This is a genomic window from Gorillibacterium sp. sgz306347, from assembly GCF_059735245.1.
Genome location: NZ_JCAPET010000110.1, coordinates 1 through 726 on the forward strand (window position 1 = coordinate 1; position 726 = coordinate 726).

Sequence of the window (726 nt, forward strand, 5' to 3'; positions counted from 1 at the left end):
GGCAGTGTGAGATCATGACCTTCGGTACTGTAATTTTCCCTCCCCATCACAGCCCAGCCTTACGATGAGCGGATTTGCCTACTCACCAGCCTCGCTGCTTGGACAGGCCATTCCATCGGCCTGCGTCACTACCCTCCTGCGTCACCCCATCGCTCATAACGGCTTACGGTGGTACAGGAATTTCAACCTGTTGTCCGTCGACTACGCCTTTCGGCCTCGCCTTAGGTCCCGACTTACCCTGAGCGGACGAGCCTTCCTCAGGAACCCTTGGGTTTTCGGCGGACGGGATTCTCACCCGTCTTTTCGTTACTTATACCGGCATTCTCACTTCTGTATCCTCCAGCACTCCTTACGGTATACCTTCCACGAATACAGAACGCTCCCCTACCCCAACAGAATTATTCTGCTAGCCATAGCTTCGGTGGCGTGTTTAGCCCCGTTACATTTTCGGCGCAGAGTCACTCGACCAGTGAGCTATTACGCACTCTTTCAATGGTGGCTGCTTCTAAGCCAACATCCTGGTTGTCTAAGCAACTCCACATCCTTTCCCACTTAACACACACTTGGGGACCTTAGCTGATGGTCTGGGCTGTTTCCCTCTTGACGATGGATCTTAGCACTCACCGTCTGACTCCCGGTGACCAGTTCGTGGCATTCGGAGTTTGACTGAACTTGGTAACCCTTGGCGGGCCCCGCATCCAATCAGTGCTCTACCTCCACGCCTGT

General features: G+C 54.1%; 1 rRNA gene. It reads right to left on the reverse strand.

Going from position 1 to position 726, the window contains the following annotated elements:
• Positions 1-726: ribosomal RNA gene (locus AC6I6H_RS22480) — 23S ribosomal RNA — on the reverse strand; the annotation flags it as partial.